We start from the raw sequence: 19,731 nt of genomic DNA, 5'->3' as shown, positions 1-19,731 counted from the left end.
AAACCTCTACTTCTTGCCCTTCAATTGCGCCTCCAGCCGGGCAATCTTCGCCTTGTAGCCAGCCGCGTTCTCGAGCGCTGTCTCGGCTGCCATCAGCTTCCGCTTCAGGTTGGCGACGTCCACCTTGAGCGCCTCGCGCTCGGACTCCCAATCCGCCGGGGCCGCCGAGGCCGCCGCCCCCGTGAGCTTCACCTCGAGCGCCTTGCGGGCCTCCTGCTCGGCCTTCAGGGAGGCCTCCGCCTGCGCCAGCTTCGCCTCCGCCGCCGCGCGCGCCGTGCCGGCCTGCGTCGCCTTCGCCTCGGCCTCCGTGCGGGCCTTGCCGGCCTGCGCCAGCTTCGCCTCGGCCTCCGCTCGCGCCTCGCCCGCCTGCGCCAGCTTCGCCTCGACCTCCGCTCGCGCCGCGCCGGCCTGCGTCGCCTTGGCCTCGGCTTCCGCGCGGGCCTGTCCCGCCTGCGCCAGCTTCTCTTCCGCCGCCGCGCGGGCCGCGTCCGTCTTGCTGGCGGCCGCCGTCTGGGCCTTGGCCGCCTGGAGCGCGCCCTCCAGCATCTTCACCTGCTGCTGCAGGCGCTCCGACTTGTCGGCCTCCGCGCGCGCGGCCTCCAGCTCCTCCTGGAGCTCGGCCAGCTTCGCCTCGGCGCCGCCCTGCCCCACCGTCAGCGCGTCCACGCGCGCCTCGGCCTCGGCCGCCTTCACCTCCGCGTCCGCGCGCTCGGCCTCCGCCGCCTCGCGCCGCACCCGCTCCAGCGACACTTCTTCCTGGGCCTGCGCCGCCGCGCCCTGGGCCTGCGTCAGCGAGGTCTGCGCCTGCGTCAGCGCCCCCTGCACCCGGGCCAGCTCCGCCTCGCGCTGCCCGGACGCCGTCTCCAGCATGGACACGCGGGCGGCGAGGCCCACGCGCTCGGCGTCCTTGGTGGCGACCTTCATCTCCGTCGCCGCGAGCTGCTTCTTCAGGTCCTCGCGCTCGGCCTGCGCGGCCTCCACGGCGCCGGACAGCTCGGCCACCTTGGCCTCGGCCTGGTGCACGGCCTCGCCCAGCGCCGCCGCGTCCGACTCCATCCGGTCTCGCAGCGACACCTGCTCGACTTCGGCCACCTCCAGCGCTTCCTTCAGCGCGGCGGCCTCGCCCTCCGCCACCTGCGCGCGCTCACTGGCCTGGGACAGCCCTTCTTCGAGGGCCTGCGTCCGCTCCGCCGCCTTGGAGACCTCGGCCTCCAGCCGCGCGTTCAGCTTCGACAACTCGGCGGTGCGCCCCTCCAGCGCCTGGCGCAGCGCGGGCAGCTCCGCGGCCTCCGCCGTGCGCGCGGTGAGCGCCGCCCGCAGGCCGACGATTTCCGCGTCCTTCAACGCCAGCGCGCGCTCCAGCTCCGTCACCTGCCCCTGCAGGCCGCGCAGCCCGTCCTCCACCACCGCCAGCTGCTTGCGCGCCTCGTCCCGCTCGGACTCCAGCGTGCGGGCCCGGTCCTGCGCCTCCTCCAGCGAGCTCTTGGACCACTCGCTCTCGGACTCCAGCGCGCTCAGCCCGGACTGCGCCTCCGCCAGCGCCGCCTCGAGCTGCCCGGTGCGCAGCGCCAGCGACTCCTTCTCCGCGGTGGCGACCTCCAGCTCGGCACCCAGCCGCTCCACGTCGGCGACGACCTGCTGGTACTGCTCCTGCACCGCCTCCAGCGCGCCCTGTGCTTCCGACTTCTGCGCGGCCAGCTCCGCCACGCGGTCCTGCGCCAGCGACAGCGCCTCCTTGGCGCCCACCAGCTCCTCGGCCACCGCCCCGCGCGAGCCGCGCTCCTCCTGCAGGTCCGCGGTGAGGCGCGGGACTTCCGACTCCACCTCGGCCAGCGCCCGGGACAGGTCCTTGCGCTCCGCCTCCCCCTCGGCCAGCTCCGCCTCCAGGGCGGACACCTTCGCCTCGGCCTCGGCCGCCCGCGCCTCCGCGCCCGCCAGGGCCTCGGACACCTGGGTCAGCTTCGCGGGCGCGTCCTTCACCGTCGCCAGCTGCGCCTTGGCCTCCGCGGCCTCCTTGCGGGCCAGCGTCAGCGACTGCTTCACCCCGCTCAGCTCACCGTCGCGCTCCGCGTACAGGGTGCGGGCGCGGGCCAGCGTCTCCGTCTTCTGACGGACGACGGCCCGGAAGTACTCCAGCTTGTCGTCCGGAGAGCCCCCCATGGGCATCCGGATTTCGGGCGGCTCGCCGAAGGGGTCATTGCCCGGCACCCGCACGGCGCGTGCCGCCGGAGCCACACCCGTGGCCGCGGCCGATGTGGCCGACGTGGCCGGCTTCGGCGCCGCCACCGGGGAAGCGGGCGCACCCGTGCCAGCAGGCGCGGCGGCCAGGGGGGCGGCCGGACGGCGGGGCGGCAGCGGCGGCGGAGCGGCGGGCGGTGGGGCCGAGGGCGGGGGCTTGGGCAGGGGCCTGGGGGCAACGGCGACGGGTGCGGGGGGGGCCGCTCCGGCGCTGGTGTCTTCCAGGCCCAGGCTGTCGCGCAGGTCCGCGAACGGATCCACCTCTTCCGGTGGTGACGGCATGGGCCCGCGCAGGTTAGCGCCCACAGGCGCGCATCACCAGGGACGCGTAGGGCGAGGGGGCGAGAGCGGTCCGACCTTCCGGCCGGACGGCAGCCATACAGTCCCCTCGACGCCGGGGGGGCCGGACGTTAGCCAGTGGGGGAAACATCTCACCTTGTCTTGCCGACCCCCGGGGCCGGTGACAGCTTCGGACGTTCCTTATGGCCATCCGCTACGCGCTACCCAACGGGCTCACCGTTGTCTTCGAGGAGCAGCACGCCGCCAAGGTCGCGGCCTTCCAGGTCTGGGTCAAGGCAGGGAGCGCCGACGAGCGGCCGGACCAGGCCGGGCTGGCGCACCTGCACGAGCACATGCTCTTCAAGGGCACCGAGCGCCGCGGCCCCGGTGAAATCGCCCGGGACGTCGAGTCCCACGGCGGCGAAATCAACGCCTGGACCTCCTACGACCAGACCGTCTACCACATCGTCATCGCCAGCCAGTTCGCCCGCACGGGCCTGGACATCCTCGGCGACGCCGTGCGCCGCTCCTCCTTCGACGCCGAGGAGCTGGCCCGCGAAATCGAGGTGGTGTGCGAGGAAATCAAGCGCAGCCAGGACACGCCCTCCCGGCGCGCCTCCCGTGACTTGTTCTCCACCGCCTACCAGGTGCACCCCTACAAGCTGCCCGTCATCGGCACCGAGCAGAGCGTGCGCAGCTTCACGCGGGAGAAGGTGCTGGAGTTCTACCACCGGCACTACACGCCCAAGAACCTGGTGCTCTCCGTCTCCGGAGACCTGCGCGAGTCGGAGCTGCGCGAGTGGGTGGAGGACATCTTCGGAGGGGACTGGGGCCGCCCGTACGCAGGCGGGGTGAAGCGCACGGACGAGCCGCTTCCCACCGGCCGCCGCGTGCTGCTGCGCCCGGACGACGTGAAGGAAGCGTGGTTGCACCTGTCCTTCGGTATCCCCCAGGCGGACCACCCGGACACGCCCGCGCTGGACGTGCTGGCGATGATTGCCGGCCAGGGCGACGCGTCCCGGCTGGTGCGCGAGGTGAAGCGCCGCCACAACGTGGCCAACGACGTCCATGCCTTCGCCTACACCCCGAGGGACCCGGGCCTCTTCTCCGCGTCGCTGACGACGCAGCCGACGCATGCCGCCCGGGCGATTGAAGAGACGGCGCGCGTGCTGGCCACGCTGCGCGTGACGCCGGTGACCGCGGAGGAATTGGCCACGGCCAAGGCGCTGGTGGAGGCCGAGGCCGTGTACCAGCGCGAGACGGTGCAGGGCGTGGCCCGGAAGATGGGCTTCTACCAGTCCGGCATGGGCAGCCTGGAGGCGGAGGCGCGCTACTACGAGGCCGTGCGCGGCCTGACGCCCGAGCACCTGCGCTCGGCGGCGAAGCGCTACCTGCGCTTCGACCGCGCCGTCGTCACCGGCCTGTTGCCCCCGGGCACGGACTTCACCGAGGCACAGGTGCACGCGCTGCTGGACAAGGTGGACCGCGAGCCGACCGCCGCCCCTCCCGAGCGCAAGGCGCGCAAGGTACCCGCGGGCGAGCCGCCCATGCGCATCGCCAAGGCGTCGGCCTCCGGCCCCAGCGACATCATCGTGGAGAAGCTGCCCTCGGGCGCGACGCTGGTGGTGCGCGTGGAGCCCGCGGTGCCGCTGTTCGCCATGCGCGCCGCCTTCGCCGGTGGCCTGCGCTACGAGACGCCGGCCGACAACGGCATCACCACCCTGCTCACCCGCTGCCTCACGCGCGGCACGCCGTCGCATGACGCGGAGGACATCTCCCACCTCATCGACGCGTATGCCGGCAGCCTGGGCGGCCAGGGCGGGCGCAACTCGGTGAGCCTGCGCGGCGAGTTCCTCTCGCGCCATTTCGAGCCGGCCTTCCGCCTGTTCGCGGACTGCCTCCTCAATCCGTCCTTCCCCGAAGTCGAAGTCGCGCGCGAGCGCACGCTGCTGCTCCAGGACATCCTCACCCGCGAGGACAAGCCGTCCAGCGTGGCCTTCGACCTCTTCGGCAAGACGCTATACCGCTCGCACCCGTACCGCCTGCCGTCGCTGGGCGAGCAGGCCTCGGTGGAGACGCTGACGCCGGAGAAGCTGCAAGCCTGGCACGCGGCGCACATGGACCCGTCCCAGCTCACGCTCAGCGTGGTGGGCGACGTGAAGGTGGACGAGGTGCTCGCCCTCGCACGCGAGTACTTCGGCGCCTCGCGAGGCAAGGCCGCCCCGCCGCCGAAGGTCGCCGTCGAGCCGCCTCCCGAGGCACCGCGCGAGGAGAAGAAGGTCCTGGCGCGTGCCCAGTCGCACCTCGTGCTCGGCTTCCCGGGTGCTCGCGTGGGCGAGCCGTGGCGGCACGCGCTGGAGGTGCTGTCCACGGTGCTGTCCGGCCAGGGCGGGCGGCTCTTCGTGGAGCTGCGCGACAAGCGCTCCATGGCCTACAGCGTCAGCTCGTTCGCCATCGAGGGCGTGGACCCGGGCTACTTCGCCGTCTACATGGGCACCAGCCCGGAGAAGGTGGACGCGGCGCTGGCCGGCATCCGCGCGGAGTTGCAGCGCGTGCGCGACGAGCCCATTCCCGAGGAGGAGCTGGCTCGCGCGAAGCAGCACCTCATCGGCACGCACGAGATTGGCCTGCAGCGCAACGGTGCTCGCGCGGGGCTTCTGGCCATGGACACCTGCTACGGCCTGGGCCTGGACAACTTCCTCCACTACGCGGACCACGTGGCCGCGGTGACGTCGAAGGAGGTCCAGGAGGTGGCGCGCCGGGTCATCGACTTCAACCGCGGCGCGCTCACCATCGTCGGCCCGTAACTATTTGCAGGCGCGCGCGTCCACGTGGCGGCAGACGTGGACGCTGCGCGGCACCTCCACCCAGGAGATGTCCTGGGCGGGGTTGTCGTTCTGCCGCAGCGTGTCCTGCGTGGGCGACTTGCCGACGCCCATGTCCAGCGTGGTGTAGCGGATGGCGCCCGTGCGCGAGAGGGTAATCACGCTGGCCGGCTCGGACGGCGGTGACAGCACCTCGCGCGACTTGAAGGGCATGTAGCCCACCAGTTTCCCGTCATCGTCGAAGAGCTTGAAGCCCTCCGCCTGGTCCGGCCAGCCGGTGATGATGTCCATCTGCCACGAGCGGCCCACGTCCCCCGCCCCCGCCACCCGGCAGTCTCCGGGCACGGTCAGCGGCGGCATGAAGGACGGCCAGGAGACGATGCCGCCGAGGATGCTGGAGCCCGCGGCCGTCTTCTCGTCCAGCCCGCCGTAGCGCACGAACCAGCCGGCGCCCGTGGTGGACGCGCGCGGTAGCGCGGCCAGCGCCTCCGGGGTGATGTAGCTCTGCATGTCGCCGCTCGGGAGCCGGCGCGCGCGCAGGACATCCGGTGGCACGGTGACGTCGCGCAGACCGCAGCCCTGGCCGGTGGGGCACGCGTCATCCGTGTCCGTCCAGCGCTGACCGTCCAGCACCTGTGCGGACGCCTGGTCCGAGAAGGTGCGAGCGCCGCCGTAGTTGTAGAAGCCCACGTAGGTGTTGCGCGGCACCTGGTTCCGGTCCCCGTTGCTCAGCTGGAGCTTGCCCTTGCCGCCCGAGGCGAGCCGCTGCGTCTCGCATTGCCACTGGCTCCCTTGCAGCGTGCACTCGCTGCGCGAGCCCGACGGCACGCTGTTGTTGGGCGGGAACTTGTAGCTCCCCGAGCCCAGCGCGCCGCCATCGCAGTCGATGGACAGCCGCGTCAGCTCCAGCTTCCCAGGCGCGCAGACATTCACCGGTGCGCCCGACGTCACGTCCTGGTTCCGCGTGAGCACGCCACCGGAGTACTCGAGCACGTGGGTGCGCGACACGCCGCCCACCGCGCCGGCCAGGGAGAGCGAGACGTCGCACTTCATCCGCACGCAGGCCAGGAGGTTGTCGGGGCCGCACGCGTCACCCTCGGTGTCGCGCAGGTGCTGCCGGTCTCCGGTGCCCACGTACGTCCGCAGCCAGCCCGTCTCTGGCTGGAGCGTGTTGGACGCGATGTTGAAGAACGGCGTCTTCTGGTGGGCGGGCAGGCCCTTGGCAATCTCGAACGTCCGCGCACCGTGCCAGTTCGTCACGGTGCCGGAGGTGTCGTCGCCCGGCTCGAAGAGGCGGAAGGTCCACACCTGCCCGCCCAGGTCGCCCACCACCACGGTGTCGAAGAAGCCGTCCTGGTCCGCCTTGATGTCCAGCGCCTTGCCCACGTCCACCAGCGCGGGCGCGGCGGCCACCGGCATCAACGCGTCCGAGCCGAACGTCCACAGCTTCTGCCCCGTCCACGCGTCCAGCACGTACAGGCCGCGCCCCCGGGTGAGGTCCGCGCTGTAGCCACCATTGAGGAAGACGGCCCAGCGCTCCTCCCAGCCGCGAGCCTCGCGAGGACTCTGCAGGCGCACCGGACCGATGGGCGGCGGCTTGGGCGCGAAGTTCATCCACGCCTGTCCCATGCGGGCCGACTCAGGGTCACACGCCTGGGGGAACATCCAACGGAACGGGCCGGCCGCGCCCGCCATGTTGCCCAGCATTCCGTACGGGTCCGTCACGTCCAGCGCGCTGTAGCGCTGGCCCCCTTCCCGCTCGGTGATGACGGCCAGGGTGCGGAACTCCCCCGGCTGCTTCACGCCGTCGCCCCGGTTCTTCCCCTCGGAGGCGTCCACGCGGTTGTCGTCGAGCCCGTCCACCCAGATGTCGCGCACCATGGCCGTGCCGTCCACCAGGTACTCATGGCCCCGCACGAGCAGCCCCAGCTTGGGCAGCAGGTCCGGAGGGATGAAGGCCCACAACTCCTGGCCTGTGCCCAGGTCATAGAGGTCGTCCAGCGCGCTGCCGCGCTGCCGCGAGTCGATGGCCCGCCCCGCGTGCACCGCGTGCAGCATGCCGTCGTTGGAGCCCACCAGGAGGAAGCGGTCCCTGCGGCCCTGGCTCTGGAGGTACTGGCCATAGGCGCCGTAGTTGCCCTCGGCCAGGCTCAGCGGCGGCTGCATGGGCGTGGCCCGGTAGCACGGCTTCGCGGAGTTGCCGCCGGCGCACACCGGCTCGGCCGTGGGCGGCGTGCCTTCCTGCACGTAGTCCGCGTAGAGCGTGCGCAGGCACTGCGGGGCGAGGCCCAGGTCACACAGGAAGGGCTCCGCGGGCGGCTCCACCAGGATGGGCGACGAGTGGAAGATGTCCCCCAGCTTGCAGGAGCGGCTGCTGTCCCCGACGCACGGCCGGTCCTCGTTCCGGTCCCTGTCGCCGTCCGCGTCGAAGACGTCCTGCCCCCGGACGAAGGCGACGACGGCGCGGGCGCACTCGAGCTGCTCCGCGTCGGCGCCCGTCCACACCTTGTCCAGCCGGGTGAAGACGTCCGCGCAGAAGGTGTCACCGCCGGCCAGCAGCAGCGGGCGCAATTCGTCCGCGTGCTGCATGTCGAAGGGCACGGGCGGGTTGTCCTCCTGGTCATAGCGCCCGTTGCCGTCGCGGTCCTTCAGGGTGAAGAGGCAGCGGCCGCTCGTATCGCGGATGGGCGTGCCCGGGCTGCCGAGCTGCTCGCACGGCGCGGAGGCGCTGCGGCGGCCCAGCGTCTCGCCCAGATTCCAGAAGGGCACCGCCGGGTCTCCGCCCTCCAGCCGCCCCGCGGCGTTGCGGCGGGCCGTGTTTGCCTTCACCCATTCGCCGGAGACGTTCTCCTCGACGATGTTGTTGCGCGTGAAGGCGGTGGGCTGCGGCACGTTTCCGCGCCCGGGCGTGAAGCCCGCCGGGCGGTCCAGGTAGAAGGAGTCGTCACAGTCGCCGTCGCCATTGAGGTCCAGCGGGTCTCCCTGCTGCGTGCGGGCGCGGGCCGCGTCGCAGCCCTGGGCGAACTCGCCGTAGAAGTAGAACCGGTAGAGGTGGCCCTCGTAGGGCTGGCCCTTGCGGGGGATGAAGCGCGGCACGTACGCGGAGGTCTGCGCGCTGCCGGCCTGCACGCTGGCGACGCTGGCGGAGGAGAACGAGGTGGCCGTCTCGCGCAGGTCGCCAATGGCCGTCATCAGCGCGTCGCGGAGCTGGGCCGGCGCGTCCGCGCGGTAGAAGTGGCCCCCGCCCGCGCGCGCCATGCTGCGGAGCATGGGGCTGTTGTCACCGTACCCAATCGTGTACGTGCGCACCGACTGCGTGCCGTCCAGGTCCCCGCGCAGGTCCGTGTTGGCGAGGAAGAAGGCGACGTCGTCCATGAAGTTGCGGTTGCGCGCGTCGCCGCCCTTCGGTCCGCTGTCGTCGTCGTCCAGCCCGTCGCCATCGGTGTCGATGAAGTAGTCGCAGTCCTCCTTCGTAACGCCGTACAGGTCGCAGTAGTTCACCCCGCCCGGGTCCGCCTTGTCGGTGGGATTGAAGGTCAGCGGCGTGCCGTCCGGGTGCTTCGCGCCCGCGCCCACCAGCAGCGACAGCATCTTGGAGACGGGCACGGTGTTGTCGTTGTCCGGGCGGCCGTCGGAGATGATGACGACGGCGTTGGCCTGGCACGCGGCGCACACGGACTTCTGGTCGCCCGGGCCCTCCAGCGGCAGCGGGTCCTCGTAATCGCCGCCCAGGTGGGTGAAGTCGAACTCCTTGCGCGCCCACGTCTTGCCGGCTCCGTCCCTGTCGCCGCGCGTGCCATTGGGCTCACCGGGGTAGCCCTCGGTGGCGCCCAGCGGGTTGGTGAACCAGTTCGCCCAGATGTTGTCCTGCCTCTGTGACGAGAAGTACGCCCCGAGGCTGTAGAGGGACTCGCCGAGGGAGCGCTCACTGTTGATGAACTCCACGGCGTTGACGGCCTCCACCAGCTTGGAGCGCTGCAGGTCATCCTCGGAGAAGAGGGGCCACGACTTGTCGCACGTCGGGCGCACGGGCCGCAGGAGCCACGCGGGGTCGAAGAGGTCATCGCTGTGGCTGAACGTCGCCACGCCCATGCGCAAATCGGGCACGGTGTTGACGACGTCCTTCAGCACCTTGCGCGCGATGACGAACTTGGGCGGCCGCACGTTGAGCACGCGGCCACTGAGCACCCAGCGGCGGCGGCTTCCGCCGTCCTTGTCGCCGCGGTACCAGCCCACGGTGCGCAGGCACGCCGCGCAGGCCGCGCGCTTCGCGGCGTCGCCGGGCCAGAGTCCGCAGGCGCCCTCGGGCTGGGCGAGGCCCCGGGTGCCCTTGAAGTCGCGCAGGACGGTGTACTGCGTCGTCGAGTCACCCGCGTTGTCGCCGTTGCCCTGCTTCTGCAGCGGCAGCCGCGTGCCGTAGGAGAGGTAGTACTGGTCCGGGTCGAAGAAGGCGTGTCCGCCGCCCAGCGTCGCGTCCGGGTCGAACACGCTCGAGCCGTTGAGGCGCGCGTCGGAGGACTGGAGGTCGAACCACGCCATGCCCGCGCGCAACTCCGGGTCATCGCAGCCGGTGACGGCGGGGTTGGCCGCGGGCTCCGGCAGCGGCGAGGGGAAGTCCTGCATGGAGGCGTTGTTGCCGAGCAGGAAGATGGCCGCGGGCGGACGCGTCCGCGCCTCGAAGAAGTCCTTGTCCGCGCCGGAGGGGGCCTGGAGCATCGCGTCCCCCATGGCCACGGGGCCCGTGCAGCACGCGGCGAGCGGCGGCGGTGTCATGGCGCCGGAGACGGCGAGCCCGGCGGTGAGGAGGACGGCGGCCCCGGCGCCCACGAGGGCGGCGCGACGGCGCGGGAGATGACGACGGAACATGGAGGACAGGCGCATGGGGGCGCTCCTGTGTGGGGAAGGAATGGGAGCTACAGGCCGAAGCGGAGGGTGAACTCGACCTCGCTCTCCGCGCCGCGGGCGTCCAGGCAGTGGACGACGACCTGGTAGGTCTGCCCGCCGAGGCCGGAGGCGGGGGCGACGACGTTGGTGAGGTCTCTCGCGCTGGAGCGGCGGCCGTGCGTCACCTGCGGCACCAGCCGCACGCCGCTGACGGTGGGCGCTTCGCCCACGTGCCCGCTGCGGATGCAGCGCGCGTCGTCACCGGACACGCCGCCGTCGCACCCGGGAAGGCCCGCCAGGTCCAGGCGCTGGTCCGTGGGTGTGAGCTGCGTGGGCGAGCTTCCAATGAGCCGGAAGCGCGACAGGAGGTACTGGCGGCCGGCATCGGCGCAGGCCACCAATTCCTCGCTGGAGCGGAAGCTGCTGGCCGCGCCGCGCTCCGCGCCGGAGAAGCCGATGGCGGCCATGGCCAGCACCGTCACCACGGCGAGCAGCACCACCACCAGCAACAGCACCGAACCGCGGGGAGTCGACGTGGGCTTCATGGTTCAGCCTCCAGCACAGAGGAGCCCGTCGGCGGGCATGCGGCCCGTGCATGCGCCGGGCGTGGTGGTGTCCTGGGAGTAGGCCGGCAGCGGCATCTCCGTGGAGCGGAGGTTGCGGGGCACGAGCGTCGTCTCATAGAGGAAGCGCCGGTAGCCGGCTGGCGCGGGCAGCGCCGTCTCTCCCGTCATGGCGGGGAGGCTGGCCTCCATTCCCGCCTCGCGCAGCATGGAGTCCGCGAGCGAGGCGCGTGCCACCAGGCGCAGGCGCACGGCGCGCACGTTGGCCGGGTTGTCATTGCGGCGCAGCGGCGAGCCCGAAGGCGTCTCGTAATCCGGTGGCGGGTGGGCCACGTCCCACCGGGGCACGAAGGCGTCGCCGTTCTCCCGCAGGAAGGTGACGCGCAGGGCCTCGATGCCCTCGGCCACCGGCTCGCCCACCGCGTCCGGCCGCGCGCCCAGCCCGTGCGCGCGGAAGAGGTAGGGCCGCGGCGGCGTACCCGGAAGCCCGTCGTCGTCCACCAGCCGCACCGAGTAGTCGTGCACGTCCACCTTGAAGACACGGGCGGGCAGCCCCGCCGCGCCGTCGAAGCAGGGCTCGTCGAACACGGCGCCCAGGTCGGGGAAGGTCCCCGTCGCCGGGTCCAGCGGCAGCACGGCGGGGCCATTCGACGCGGGCACGTCCGCGGACAGCCGGCCATAGCCCCAGCGCATGGCCCCGGGACAGACGACCTGGAGCACCTGTCCCCGCCGCAGCGACACGGGCAGCGACGCCACGCTGATGCTCCCGGCGGAGGCGCCTCCCGGCTGCGCGACGGAGGCGCTGAACATCAAGTCGCGCGAGCGCACCACCAGCCGGTCCGACGCGTTGGGCCCCGAGCCCGCCCAGCCATCCGGCAGGCCAAAGGCATACGCGGGCTCCAGGCCGTAGCCCGCCATGCGCAGCTGCCGCGTCAGGTCATGCAGCGCCTGGCGCATGCCGGCCTGTCCGCCGCGGATGCCCTCCTGCGTGTAGACGCCCCGGGTGAAGGCGATGAAGGCCGCGGCCACCGCGAGCACGGTGAACATGGCCACCGTGGTGCCCATCAACATCTCAATCAACGTGAAGCCCCGCCGAGCGCGCATCACGGCCCCCCGCCGATTCCCGTGAGCGACAACGGGCTGAACTTGATGACCTGGCTGGTGACGCGGCGGACGGAGCGGCCGTCGTTCCACGTCACCAGCACCCACACCACCTTGCGCGCACCGGAGTGCGCCTGCGCCGCCGACACTGGCCGGCCGTCCACGTCCACCTCGGTGACGACGAAGTAGCGCCGGTAGCGGTCCCACTGCCCGGCGCCCACGGGGAAGTCCGACTCCGGCAACCCGTGCCACGGCCCGGAGCGCAGCTGTGCCTCGCCATGGAGGCAGGCGACGTAGGCGTCATGTCCGGGAGCGGCCACGTCCAACAGCAGGCCGGCCGCGTCGGTGGGGTCCTCCGCGCACGGCGAGCCCGAGGGCACCAGCCGCGCGTCGTCGTACCCCCAGAGCTGCACCTGTGCCACCAGGTCCGTGGCCACGGCCACCGCGTACACATGGCGGCGGGCGGCGGCGGTGGAGGTGCGCGCCTGGATGATGGCGCCGAGCAGGCCCGTCATCCCCAGCATGAAGACGATGGAGGCAATCATCGCCTCGATGAGCGTGAAGCCGGCGCTCCGGCGTGAGGGCTTGCGAGTCATGGCAGTCACGGGTGGCCGTCGAAGGAGCGGATGAGACCGGTGCCCAGCAGCACGAGGGCGCGCACGTCGGCGCCCTCGCCACGCCCACCGAAGACGATGGAGCCCGCGCCGCGCGCGTCCTCCCGCCCCTCCGCATCGAGGAGCGCCACGCGCCCGTCCGGCTCGAAGAGGACGGCGCCGCGCACCGTGCCCCCGGACGGCGAGCAGAAGGTGCAGGGCGCGTTGTCGGGCACCTGGCAGAACGGAGGCGGGAAGGCCCAGGAGCCATCCGCGCTGCCCGAGGCCAGCTCCACCGTGGGCGCGCCCGCGTCGCCGCAGCTCGCCTGGATGGGAGGACTGGCCAGCGAGCGGAAGCCCTTGGGCGCCAGGCGCACGGCGTCGCCGAAATGGCCCGCGTCCAGCACGCGGAACGCGGCGCCCGAGGGCGCGGGCAGCGGCGGCACCAGCTCCTCCGGCGTGCGCCAGCGCGGGTGCTCCGCCATGGACTCATCCAGCAGGAACCACGGGTCCACCAGCGTCCAGAAGCGGATGCGCGCCTCCGTCCCGGGGGCGCCTTCCGCCGTGTCGATGAGCACCGCCGTGCGCACTCCACGGCCCAGGCTGTGCGCGCGCGCCGCGGACAGCGCGGCATTCAACTCCAGCACACCGCCGGACATCCGCGCCCGCGCGGGCAGCACTCCCAGCGCCATGACGGACAAGGTGACGAGGACGGCGAGAATAGCGAGGACCACCACCATCTCGATGAGCGTGAAACCCCCTGGGCGACTTCGCATCGGCACTCCGCAACGGCTGCACCGCCGTGGACCCGCTGCGGGAGACAGGAACCTGCATCGAGTACGTCGCGCCGACGCCCCCGCCCCAGCCCCCCGAGCTGTGAGACTTTGTGCGGACCCGCGCACGTCCCTGCGTGCACATCCGCTCGCCGCCGCCGCCCACCACGCCCGGAATAAACGGTGGACATGCCTTTCGGGTTCCACGCCGTACCGGAGGGCAGGTGCGTGGATTAGCGAACGGTGCTCCGGGATGCGGGTGGAGCGGGTGTCCGGTCGGCGTCTGCGCGGGTGTTGGCTCGGAGGCAGGCGCCTAGTCAGCAGCGCCGAGGGCCATGTCGAGCGCGTCCAGCAGCGCGCCCGTCGGAGCGCCGGGAAGCGCGGCGCACATGCGCACGAGGCCGCGCTTCATGCGCAGCCGGTGCGGGTGTTCCTGCGCCTCGCGGGCCAGCGCATCCGGCGTCACCGGCTGTGCCAGCAGGATGGCGCAGGTGCGGAACGTCTCCAGCGTGTCTTCACCGTCCTCCTGGAGGGTGACGGGCTCGCCGTCCAGCAGCAGTCCGGTGAAGGACTCCTCGCGCACCTCCTCCGCGGTGAGCACCAGCGTCCCGTTGGACGTGAGGCGGGGCGCGGGTGGCGGACCATGGCCACCGGCCAGCTCCACCATGCCGTCCACGGGCGTGTGCTGGCAGGGCAGCTCGCGCAGGGCCACCATCTCATCCCCCTTGCGCGTCTCGTGGACCTCGCCGCTCCGGGAGAGCATCACGAGGCCCGACACCAGCGCGGGCACACCGAGGATGAGGAGCCCCGCGCCCCACGCGGTGGCCAGCTTGCGGTTGGACGCGCCGTAGTGGCCTTCAGGGTCGATGGCGCTCGTGTGCGGCTCGTCCGAGAAGAGCGAGCGCCCCAGCACCAGGCCTCCGCCCACGGCGGTGAGGATGCCACCGGTGCTCACCGTCGCCGCCGCGCCCCGCGAGGAGTGCGTGGTGATGACGTTGTCCGCGTACTCCTCGTGGTACTCCGTGCGGCAGACGTCCGCCACGGTGAAGTGCAGGGTGAGGCGGGGCCACTGCGCGTCGACTCGCGCGTAGGCCAGCCGCTCTCCCAGCACCTTCTGCTGGGTGTACGTGCGCACCACGGGGCCGCGCTCGGTGCGCCGCTCCATGTCCAGGGGCGCGCACCCCACCGCGAGGACGAGCACCGCTGCGCCGAGCCGCTTCATGGCTGACCTCCCTCTTCCCGGAAGAAGCCCGCCACGTCCTGGCACTGGTTGAGGAAGCGCAGGGCGTCGTCACACGACGTGGGCGTCTCAGTGGTGGTGCCGTTGCTCAGCAGCAGCTCGCGGCAGTCCAGGAAGCGCTCGCGCGAGGGCGTGGTGAAGGTGAAGTCCTCCGCCCCGCACCCGGTGCGATCCTCCAGGGAGAGCTGGCAGTTCAGACCCGTGGCGAGCTGCGAGCCCACGCCGGGACATGTGGCTGTCTGGCACAGCCGGTTGACGACATCCTGACAGACAGCCGCGTCCGGCGCGGCAGGGCCAGAGCAGGCAGTCAGGCAGAGCAGGGGCCACAAAACGTGAACGGTTCTCACGGGGCTTCCACGCTAGGCACAGGGGGATTAAACGGCCCGCATGTCCCAGACCTATTTGTCACTCACAGTGGAGTTGCCCGAGGAAGCGTCGGAGGCCGCACAGGATCTCCTCCATGAGTCGGGTGCGCTGGGCCTCGAAGTGAGGGATCGCGAGACGCCCCCGATGCCGGGAGTCCGCGCCCCGAAGCCGGGCGAGGCCATCGTCATCGGCTACTTCGAGGACCGCGACACGGCCGAGGCCGCGCAAGCCGAGATGGAGGAGACCTTTCCCGCCGCCCGCATGGGACTGGAGGAGCAGCCGCAGCAGGACTGGAGCAACCAGTGGAAGTCGCTCATCAAGTCGGTGCACGTGGGCCGGCTGTGGGTGGGGCCGCCGTGGGACGTGGCGAACGCGCCCAAGGACGCGGTGCGACTGGTGATTGAGCCGAAGATGGCGTTTGGCACGGGAGACCACCCGACGACGGCGCTGTGCCTGGCGGCGGTGGACGCGTACATGAAGGACCACCCCGGCGCGAGCGTGCTGGACGTGGGCACGGGTACGGGCGTGCTGGCCATCGCCGCGAAGAAGCTGGGCGCGGGCCGCGTGGTGGGCACGGACAACGACCCGACATCGGTGGAGCTGGCGCGGGAGAACCTGACGGACAACGGGACGCCGGACATCGACGTGTCGGGGAAGGAACTGACGTCGGTGGAGGGCACCTTCGACCTGGTGCTGGCCAACATCCTGGCGAACACGCTGATTGAGCTGGCGCCGCTGATTGCGCCCAAGGTGAAGGACCGGGCGATTCTCGCGGGCGTGCTGGCACACCAGCGCGCCGACGTGGAGGCGGCCTACCGCAATCTGGGCTTCACCGTACTGGCGGGTGCCCAGCAGGGCGAGTGGGTGCGCATCGACTTGCAGCGGTGAAGAAGGCCCGGGGCACCGTTCCCCAAAGGACGGTGCCCTCCTACTCGCGGGCCCGTGTGCGCACGGGCCGCAGGTCTCGGTCCAGTTCCACCACGGCGGTGCCCAGCCCGCCGCTCTGCATGCGCGAGTAGCGCACGTCGCGGATGGTGACGCGCCAGCCATCCGCCGTCTGCGCCACATCGTACGTGGGCAGGCGCAGCCAGTTGGCGAGCCCGCGAATCTCCGGCGCGGCGAGCGCGGCCTGGATGACGGCGCTGGGATTGGGCTCTCGCGGCTGGCTCGCGTCGCTGAAGTGGAAGCGGTTGTCTGCTGCCTCCAGGAAGTTCGCGCTGACGAAGTGATAGCGGTCCGGCGCCAGCGCGATGATGTCCCGCACGAAGGGGTTGGCCGGAATGGGGCCGGCGATGGTGCGCTCCACCGGGAGGTTCTGCTCGCGCAGCCACGCCAGCGCGCCCGGCGCCGCCACCTGCGAGCCCACCAGGATGGCGCCCAGGTACAGCACGAGCGCCACACCGCACACCGTGGCCACGCGCTGCGCCGACACCGTGGGCGTGCCACGCAAGCGCAGCCACAGGATGGCGATGATGCCCGCGCTCCAGAGGACCTTGGCGGGCCAGGGCACGAAGTCGGGAATGGTGATGAGCGCGGTGGTGGCGGCGCCCAGCACCAGCCAGCCCGCGACGGAGCGGCGCGTGCGCGCATCCGCCATCACCACCGCTGCACCCGCGAGGAGCCACACCCACGGGTCCACGATGAAGAGCGCGTCCCCGTAGAACCACGTCCCGTCGAAGGGCATCAGCAGCCGCACGCCGTACGTGTTGAGCCAGTCCAGCGCGGGATGACTGAGCACCGACAGCACCGAGCACACGAGCAGCGGGCCGAAGCGCGCCGGTGACAGCTCCGGGTGCCGCCGTCTGCGGACATGTTTGTCCCAGAGCAACATCAGCCCCGTGAGCACGAAGGGCCACAGGGACAGCGAGAGCACACCGTGCGTCCACCCCCGGCGCCAGTAGAGCGACGCGTCCGAGCCCGCGAAGGCGACGAAGGCATCCACGTCCGGAAGGTTGGCACCGATGACCAGCGTCGCGGTGGCCAGCGGCGTGGTCCGCTTCAGCCCCGCCTCCGCCATCCACGCACCGACGAGCGAGTGGGCCAGGTTGTCCATGGACGCGAATCACTCCAGTGAGTGGACACCCCGGCCGCATGGCCCGGTCATCCAGGAATAGTTTGAGTATAGAAGAGGCACGATGAGCAGATGGACCAATCCAGACGAGTGGGCCCGGCTGTGCAGCGGAGCGTCGTGTGTCATCTGCCTGCGCGGGGGCCCGCTGAACGTCCTCACGGAGCTGGAGTCCTCGTGGCTCACGCTGGGCGAGGACTCGCCGATGCGCGGCTACTGCTGCCTCGTGTTCCGCCGCCATGCCGTGGAATTGCACGACCTCACGATGGACGAAGGCGCCGCGTTCATGCGTGACATCCAGCGGGTGTCCCGAGTCCTCAAGCCACTCACCGGTGCGGTGAAGCTGAACTACGAGGTGCATGGCAATTCCCTGCCCCACCTCCACATGCACTTCTTCCCGCGCTACGTAGGAGACGCGTTCGAGGGCGGCCCCATCAACCCACGCGCGGTGACGAGCCCGGTGTACGCCCCCGGTGAGCTCGAAGCGCTCCGCCAGCGCCTCCTCGCCGCGTTGGGCCTCGCGCCCGGGACGGGGTAGCGTCCCGCCCGCGTGGAGACGCCGACCCCTACCAGGCCCCCGGCAGACGTCCGGTCCCAGCTCGTGGGCCCGCTGCTCGCGTACCTGCGCGCGACGGGACATGACCCGGCGCCGCTGGTGGAGCGCTTTGGCCTCCCCGCCAACGCCGCGTCGCTGCCCGAGGTCAGCCTCCCGCTGGCCACGCTGCACGCCTTCCTCGACGCCGCGGAGGCGCTCTCCGGCGACGCGTTCCTCGGCCTGCACGTGGCGCAGCGGGTGCCGCGCGGCACCTACGGCCTGGTGGAGTACATCGCCCGGGCCTCGCCCACGGTGCGCGACACCTTCCGCGCGCTGGCCCGGTACATGGCGCTGCTGGAGCCCGCGTGGCACGCGTCCTTCCAGGGCGCGGACGACGGGAGCGGCACCTTCGCCTACGGCATCCCCGGCGAGCCCCTGGCCTACGGCCGTCACGCCAGCGAGTACGGGCTCGCCCTCTTCGTCCACGTGGGCCGCCAGCTCACCGAGCGCCCGTGGAATCCGCGCGCCGTCGCCTTCGCCCACCCCGCGCCCGCCGACGTGCGCCCCCTGGTGGAGCACTTCGGCGTCACCCCGGCCTTCGGCGGCGGCCTCAACGCCCTCACCCTGGACGCGGCCAGCCTGGACATGCCCGTGCTGGGCGCCGACCCCGTGCTCCTCTCCGTGCTGGAGCGCGCCGCCGGGACACCGCCGCCAGCCTCCGCCCCGCCACCTGGCCCGTCGGTGCCCGACTTCGTCCAGCGCGTGCGCGAGGCCATCCGCGCCTTCCTGCAAGAAGGGGCGCCCCAGGTGGGGGACGTAGCGAAGGGGCTCCACGTCAGCCTCCGCACCCTCCAGCGCCGCCTCACCGAGCACGGCACGTCCTTCCAGGACGAGGTCGACACGGTGCGCCGGGAGCTGGCCTTCCAGTACCTCAAGGACCCGCACCTGGGCGTCAGCGAGGTGGCCTTCCTCCTGGGCTACGCCGAGCTGAGCACCTTCGACCGCGCCTTCAAGCGCTGGACGGGAATGACGCCCCGCGTCTGGCGCGAGGGTTCCGAGGGCTGAGCCGCACCGGCTGGCGTCCGCTGCCAGGAGATTGGCGCGTGCGGCCAGGAAACCGGGCATGACTTCCCCTACCGTGCACGTCCCGCATTCCCTTTCCCCCGGAGGACGCATGCTCAAGCCCCAGGTGGTCGCCCTCTTCGACGAGTACTATTCCTCGCACCAGCACCCCACCAACCGCCTCACGCACAAGATTGCAATCCCTCTCATCGTCCTGCACATCGTCACGATGCTGGACTGGGTGAAGCTGGTCGCCGTGCCGGTGCTGCCGGGCGGAGTGCTGACGCTGGGCATGGTGGCGTGGGCGCTGTCCGCCATCTGGTACCTGCGGGCGGACGTGAAGCTGGGCCTCATGGTGGTGCTGTTCATGGCCGCGTGCTTCCCCGTGGGGCGCATGCTGCCGACCTGGAGCGTGGTGGCCATCGCCGTGTTCGGCTGGCTGGTGCAGCTCGCCGGGCACAGCGTCTGGGAGAAGAAGTCGCCCTCGTTCCTCACCAACCTCGTCCACGCGCTGGTGGGCCCGCTGTTCTTCGTCGCGGTGCTCTTCGGGGACTACGTCCTCAAGCCCGTGCAGCCGGCCGGCGCCCCGGCGCGCGCCTGAGCGTCATGTCCATGAGCTTCGCCGACAAGCTGCGCGCCTGGATGCCCCTGCATGAGAACGGCGTCAGCCGCGCCGTGCACTTCGTGGGCGCGTACATGTTCACCTTCGCCCTGCTGGTGCCACTGAGCCTCGTGCGCGTGCCGGTGGGCGGCCTGGAGCTCACCGCGGCGCATGCGCTGGTGGTGGCCGTGGCGCTCTACGCCGTCTCCCTGGAGTGGACGGCGGGGCTGCTGATGGCACTGCCCCTGGTGCCCACGCTCGCCGCCGCGCAGTCGGTGGCGGGGCTCCCCGGTAGCACCGCCGCCGCGGTGGCGGTGGGGGTGATGGTGGTGCGCTTCGCGCTCGTCGTGGGCGCGCACGTCGTCTTCGAGAAGAAGACCCACGGCCTGTCCCTGGGCGGGCCGCTGCTCTTCTTCATCGAGCCCGTGTACCTGCTCACGCTCGCCCTGTTCGCGATGGGGCTGAAGCGAGACCTGCACGCCCGCGCGACGGCGGGCGGCGCGCCCGCGGCCCGGCTGGCGACGTGACGGGCTGAGGAAGTACGGGGCCGCGTCCACCGCGCGTGGATGCGGCCCGCGACTTCCGGGCCGGCGACGCGCGGGA

Annotated in this window: 15 protein-coding genes; 6 read left to right on the top strand and 9 right to left on the bottom strand. The window is 71.9% G+C overall.

From position 1 onward, the window contains the following. Nucleotides 1-6: 6 nt before the first annotated feature. Nucleotides 7-2,520 (bottom strand): plectin 1 isoform 8, encoded by a 2,514-nt coding sequence (locus G4D86_RS06855; RefSeq protein WP_163990717.1) that lies wholly within the window; start codon nt 2,518-2,520, stop codon nt 7-9. Between the two features lie 200 nt (nt 2,521-2,720). Between G4D86_RS06855 and G4D86_RS06850 the strand changes: the two genes are divergently transcribed. After that, nucleotides 2,721-5,324 (top strand): M16 family metallopeptidase, encoded by a 2,604-nt coding sequence (locus G4D86_RS06850; protein ID WP_163990715.1) that lies wholly within the window; start codon nt 2,721-2,723, stop codon nt 5,322-5,324. Here the strand turns inward: G4D86_RS06850 and G4D86_RS06845 are convergent, their stop codons facing one another. From G4D86_RS06845 to G4D86_RS52610, 7 genes are all read right to left on the bottom strand, one after another. After that, nucleotides 5,325-10,223 (bottom strand): pilus assembly protein, encoded by a 4,899-nt coding sequence (locus G4D86_RS06845; RefSeq protein WP_163990713.1) that lies wholly within the window; start codon nt 10,221-10,223, stop codon nt 5,325-5,327. Nucleotides 10,224-10,255: 32 nt separating this feature from the next. Next, nucleotides 10,256-10,771, bottom strand: a complete 516-nt coding sequence (locus G4D86_RS06840) for a hypothetical protein (protein WP_163990711.1) — start codon at nt 10,769-10,771, stop codon at nt 10,256-10,258. 3 nt (nt 10,772-10,774) lie between these two features. Continuing rightward, nucleotides 10,775-11,893, bottom strand: a complete 1,119-nt coding sequence (locus G4D86_RS06835) for a PilW family protein (RefSeq protein ID WP_240360088.1) — start codon at nt 11,891-11,893, stop codon at nt 10,775-10,777. Then, nucleotides 11,893-12,486, bottom strand: a complete 594-nt coding sequence (locus G4D86_RS06830; protein ID WP_163990707.1) for a type IV pilus modification PilV family protein — start codon at nt 12,484-12,486, stop codon at nt 11,893-11,895. The genes G4D86_RS06835 and G4D86_RS06830 overlap by 1 nt, the downstream gene beginning before the upstream one ends. Before the next feature lie 5 nt (nt 12,487-12,491). Beyond that, nucleotides 12,492-13,259, bottom strand: a complete 768-nt coding sequence (locus G4D86_RS06825) for a pilus assembly FimT family protein (RefSeq protein WP_163990705.1) — start codon at nt 13,257-13,259, stop codon at nt 12,492-12,494. A 310-nt stretch (nt 13,260-13,569) separates the two neighbouring features. Continuing rightward, nucleotides 13,570-14,478, bottom strand: a complete 909-nt coding sequence (locus G4D86_RS06820; protein WP_240360080.1) for a hypothetical protein — start codon at nt 14,476-14,478, stop codon at nt 13,570-13,572. Further along, entirely contained in the window at nt 14,475-14,717 is a 243-nt protein-coding gene (locus tag G4D86_RS52610; RefSeq protein ID WP_240360079.1) for a hypothetical protein, read from the bottom strand. The genes G4D86_RS06820 and G4D86_RS52610 overlap by 4 nt, the downstream gene beginning before the upstream one ends. 166 nt (nt 14,718-14,883) lie before the next feature. Here G4D86_RS52610 and prmA point away from each other — a divergent pair, with 166 nt between their 5' ends. Beyond that, the gene (gene prmA, locus G4D86_RS06815; RefSeq protein ID WP_163990703.1) at nt 14,884-15,750 is read left to right on the top strand and encodes a 50S ribosomal protein L11 methyltransferase; all 867 of its coding nucleotides are present in this window, start codon (nt 14,884-14,886) and stop codon (nt 15,748-15,750) included. 40 nt (nt 15,751-15,790) lie between these two features. Here the strand turns inward: prmA and G4D86_RS06810 are convergent, their stop codons facing one another. Next, a complete protein-coding gene (locus G4D86_RS06810; RefSeq protein WP_163990700.1) occupies nt 15,791-16,915 on the bottom strand; it encodes a metal-dependent hydrolase in 1,125 nt (374 codons plus the stop codon). An 82-nt stretch (nt 16,916-16,997) separates the two neighbouring features. Between G4D86_RS06810 and G4D86_RS06805 the strand changes: the two genes are divergently transcribed. From G4D86_RS06805 to G4D86_RS06790, 4 genes are all read left to right on the top strand, one after another. Next, a complete protein-coding gene (locus G4D86_RS06805) occupies nt 16,998-17,468 on the top strand; it encodes an HIT family protein (RefSeq protein WP_163990698.1) in 471 nt (156 codons plus the stop codon). Between the two features lie 63 nt (nt 17,469-17,531). Next, nucleotides 17,532-18,530, top strand: a complete 999-nt coding sequence (locus G4D86_RS06800) for an AraC family transcriptional regulator (RefSeq protein ID WP_240360078.1) — start codon at nt 17,532-17,534, stop codon at nt 18,528-18,530. Between the two features lie 109 nt (nt 18,531-18,639). Next, nucleotides 18,640-19,128: an Mpo1 family 2-hydroxy fatty acid dioxygenase gene (locus tag G4D86_RS06795; RefSeq protein ID WP_163990694.1), complete on the top strand. Its 489-nt coding sequence runs from the start codon at nt 18,640-18,642 to the stop codon at nt 19,126-19,128. An 11-nt stretch (nt 19,129-19,139) separates the two neighbouring features. Beyond that, on the top strand, nt 19,140-19,655 hold the full coding sequence (locus G4D86_RS06790; RefSeq protein ID WP_163990693.1) for an Mpo1-like protein: 516 nt from the start codon (nt 19,140-19,142) through the stop codon (nt 19,653-19,655). Nucleotides 19,656-19,731 lie beyond the last annotated feature (76 nt).

Source organism: Pyxidicoccus caerfyrddinensis, from assembly GCF_010894405.1.
Classification (GTDB): Bacteria; Myxococcota; Myxococcia; order Myxococcales; family Myxococcaceae; genus Myxococcus; species Myxococcus caerfyrddinensis.
The sequence above is the reverse complement of the archived record's forward strand: the minus strand, read 5'-3'. Positions and strand labels throughout refer to the sequence as shown.

Coding starts and splice junctions, on each gene's coding strand:
- G4D86_RS06825 (WP_163990705.1), bottom strand. CDS start 13,259: ATGCGAAGTCGCCCAGGGGGTTTCACGCTCATCGAGATGGTGGTGGTC.
- G4D86_RS06830 (WP_163990707.1), bottom strand. CDS start 12,486: ATGACTCGCAAGCCCTCACGCCGGAGCGCCGGCTTCACGCTCATCGAG.
- G4D86_RS06820 (WP_240360080.1), bottom strand. CDS start 14,478: ATGAAGCGGCTCGGCGCAGCGGTGCTCGTCCTCGCGGTGGGGTGCGCG.
- G4D86_RS06850 (WP_163990715.1), top strand. CDS start 2,721: ATGGCCATCCGCTACGCGCTACCCAACGGGCTCACCGTTGTCTTCGAG.
- G4D86_RS06795 (WP_163990694.1), top strand. CDS start 18,640: ATGCTCAAGCCCCAGGTGGTCGCCCTCTTCGACGAGTACTATTCCTCG.
- G4D86_RS06790 (WP_163990693.1), top strand. CDS start 19,140: ATGAGCTTCGCCGACAAGCTGCGCGCCTGGATGCCCCTGCATGAGAAC.
- G4D86_RS06845 (WP_163990713.1), bottom strand. CDS start 10,223: ATGCGCCTGTCCTCCATGTTCCGTCGTCATCTCCCGCGCCGTCGCGCC.
- prmA (WP_163990703.1), top strand. CDS start 14,884: ATGTCCCAGACCTATTTGTCACTCACAGTGGAGTTGCCCGAGGAAGCG.
- G4D86_RS06805 (WP_163990698.1), top strand. CDS start 16,998: ATGAGCAGATGGACCAATCCAGACGAGTGGGCCCGGCTGTGCAGCGGA.
- G4D86_RS06855 (WP_163990717.1), bottom strand. CDS start 2,520: ATGCCGTCACCACCGGAAGAGGTGGATCCGTTCGCGGACCTGCGCGAC.
- G4D86_RS06840 (WP_163990711.1), bottom strand. CDS start 10,771: ATGAAGCCCACGTCGACTCCCCGCGGTTCGGTGCTGTTGCTGGTGGTG.
- G4D86_RS06810 (WP_163990700.1), bottom strand. CDS start 16,915: ATGGACAACCTGGCCCACTCGCTCGTCGGTGCGTGGATGGCGGAGGCG.
- G4D86_RS06835 (WP_240360088.1), bottom strand. CDS start 11,893: ATGCGCGCTCGGCGGGGCTTCACGTTGATTGAGATGTTGATGGGCACC.